The sequence below is a fragment of the Planctomycetota bacterium genome, assembly GCA_026387035.1.
Lineage (GTDB): Bacteria > Planctomycetota > Phycisphaerae > FEN-1346 > FEN-1346 > JAPLMM01.
Genome location: JAPLMM010000133.1, coordinates 1 through 2,889 on the forward strand (window position 1 = coordinate 1; position 2,889 = coordinate 2,889).

3 protein-coding genes are annotated in these 2,889 nt (G+C 65.2%); all 3 read right to left on the minus strand.

What is annotated here, in order from left to right; translation table 11 throughout:
- Window positions 1–182: 182 nt before the first annotated feature.
- Window positions 183–1,241, minus strand: coding sequence for a peptidase MA family metallohydrolase (locus NTX40_04560; GenBank protein MCX5648355.1), 1,059 nt, complete (start codon window positions 1,239–1,241; stop codon window positions 183–185).
- On the minus strand, window positions 1,238–2,590 hold the full coding sequence (gene hflX / locus NTX40_04565) for a GTPase HflX (GenBank protein ID MCX5648356.1): 1,353 nt from the start codon (window positions 2,588–2,590) through the stop codon (window positions 1,238–1,240). The genes NTX40_04560 and hflX overlap by 4 nt, the downstream gene beginning before the upstream one ends.
- A 19-nt stretch (window positions 2,591–2,609) precedes the next feature.
- Window positions 2,610–2,889: hypothetical protein (locus tag NTX40_04570; GenBank protein MCX5648357.1), on the minus strand; the 280-nt coding region annotated here is incomplete at its 5' end.

Here is a 2,889-nt window from a genome sequence, read left to right on the forward strand (position 1 = left end):
GGCGAGGACCGGCGGAACGAGGAGCAGGGGCAGAAACGACCACAGGCGGTTTCGCAGCACCCAATGGATGAGGAGCGCCCAGAAGACGACGGCCCCCGCCGACGCCAGCACCAGACCGGCCAGCGAGAGGCCGTCACCGTAAAAAAGGAGCCGCGTTTCGCTCATCAGAAACACACACGCGCCTAGCGGCGCTGGGGGAGGTACTCTTTCACAAAGACGTACCAGCGCCGTTCCAGTTCCGCCAGACCGAAGCCGTATGCCTCCTGGAGGGCCTCCTCCTGCGGCTTGCCGTCCTTAAGCAGATCGATGAACTTCTTGAACTTCGACTTGCCCGCCGTCAGAAGGAATTCCACCAGCGTGTACGAAACCGAATACGCCGGGTACGACGCAAAACCTTGGCCCGACGGGACTTCCAGAATCTGCCGGATGGAAGTTCCGTCCCGGGCCATGCGCATCGACCATTGTTGCTTTTGGGCCGCCAGGCTCTTGTCATTGACGACGGTCATGAACTCGGCCAAGCCTTCATGAAGCCACAGCGGAAGGTCCACCACCCGCCGATACAATTGGAAGAAGGCGTGTGTGCCCTCGTGCGCAAACAGTTCCTGGAGCCGCTTGGGGTCTCTCGTATCCAATGGAATACAGATGTGGACGAGTTGCGGCTCGTTGGGCGATCGGCATTCCCACGCGAAGTAGGCGCCCGCGCGGCTGGCGTCGTTGCCGTCGAAGGTTTTCGCAAACTGCTGAAACATTGCGCGGGAGTTGAAGACCACCAGGATGCATTTTCCGTCCCAGGTCTTTTCTTTGGGGCCGATGCTAAAATGCCGGCACAGGTTCGAATACAGCGCCTCGCACCACTTGACGAACAGGCCCGTCATCGCATCGTCCGCGTCGCTGAAAACGAGGTAATGCGGCGTCTCGACCAGGCGCATCCTGGCCATCAACCGTTTGTTCACCTCGTCCAGCCGCGTCTTCTGCTGCGCGACGATCGCCTGCTGGTTGAAAGAGCCGTCCGCGTTGCGGTAGTTGCTCGGCAACTCCCAGGCCCCCGGCTCCCTGGACCGGACGACGACCCGCTCCCCCTTGTCGCCGCCGGCCTCTTCCGTCTCGCGCTCCGCCGGTTTCACCGGCTCTGGTTTAGGCGCGGCCCGACCCGGCAAGGCCGCGTGCCCCAGGAGTGCCGCCAGCACGGCCGCCAAGGTGGCGGCCCGCCACTTCTCTTTTCCGCGCACGCTGTCCGTCACCGTGGCGTCTCCTCGTCTCTCCGGATGCTCCGCATCGCTGTCCCTGCTTCGTCGGTCGTCACTTCCACGCGGCGCTCCGCCAATCGCTGGATCTCCGCCACAAGTCGCTCAGGCATTCGTATCCGCTGAACCAGTTCCCCATCGGCCAGGCTGCGCTCGATCACCTCGGCGTGGCGGTCGATCCAGGCCAGAAGGCGCCCGTCCTCGGGCGACGCGCGGACCGTTATTTCTTTCTCGGGGCCGACCAGCCGCTCCGTCACGATTCCGGCCAGGTGCTCCAGGCCTTCGCCCGTCTTGGCGCTCGTCGCCACGGCGCCCGGAAACGCCCGATGCGCCAGATCCAGATGCAGCGGGTCCTTAACCAGATCCGCCTTGTTCAGTACGAGGATCTGCGGCTTGTCGGCGCAGCCGATTTCGGCGAGGACGGTCAGGACGGCCTCCACGTCGGCCTGGGCATGCTCCGTTGAAACGTCCACGATGTGCAACAACAAGTCGGCGTGGATCGCCTCTTCCAGCGTGGCCTTGAAAGACGCGATGAGGTGGTGCGGCAAATCGCGAATGAACCCGACCGTATCGGACAACAGGGCCGTCAGGCGGTGCGGCAGGGTCCACGCCCGCGTCCGCGTGTCCAGCGTCGCAAACAGTTTGTCCTCCACGTAAGCGTCGGCACCGGTGAAGGCGTTCAGGAGGCTGGATTTTCCGGCATTCGTGTAGCCGACGAGGCCGACCGTCAGCATGGCGGACCGCGACCGGACCTCGCGTTCCTTGCGGGCGTCAATCTCGCCGATGCGGCGCTTCAGTTCCGTGATGCGCCGGCGGACGATCCGGCGGTCGGTTTCCAACTGCGTTTCGCCCGGGCCTCGCGTCCCGACGCCTGCCTCCATGCGCGACAGGTGCGTCCACAGCCGCCGCAGACGCGGGTACTGGTATTCGAGTTGCGCGAGTTCCACCTGGAGCCGCGACTCGTTCGTCCGCGCACGCGACGCAAAAATGTCGAGAATCAGTTCGCTCCGGTCGATGACCTTCGTTTCGGTGGCGTCCTCGAGGTTCCGCACCTGGGCGGGCGACAGATCATTGTCGAAAATGATGACGTGGGCCCGCTGCTCGCGCGCGAGGTCGCCCAGTTCCTTGGCCTTCCCCTGGCCGACGTACGTGCTCGGATCAGCGCCCCGGCGCCGCTGCGTGGCGGTGGCCACGACTTCGGCGCCGGCGGCATCGGCCAGGCGGCCGAGTTCCTCCAGCCGATCGCGGTGCACCTGCCGGCCGACCGCGTCGCCTGCCAACGTCACTTCCACGAGGACCGCCCGCTCACGGGCGACGGTCCGCCGGGTGCTCTTCAGTTCTTTCACTCGCTCCGAGCGTCCTTCCTTATGAGCCATCGGGCCGCGATAAGCCCACCCACCCTTCAATGATAGAACGCAAAGGAGCCGGCGTCAATCCGGTGAAAACCAGAATCCACGTCCCGTCGCCCTCCTGCCGCCGGTCGGCCCACCACGCCAGACTGCGGCCGGCATAGGCCGTCGCCGAGTCTTCACTGGCCTTCCACTCTGCCGCCCACGCCGCCAGAGGCTTCGTGGCGCCCGAGGCGTCCGTGCCTTCCATTCTCGCGACGCACAGGGCCCTGACGACGTCGGCGCGGCCGGCGACG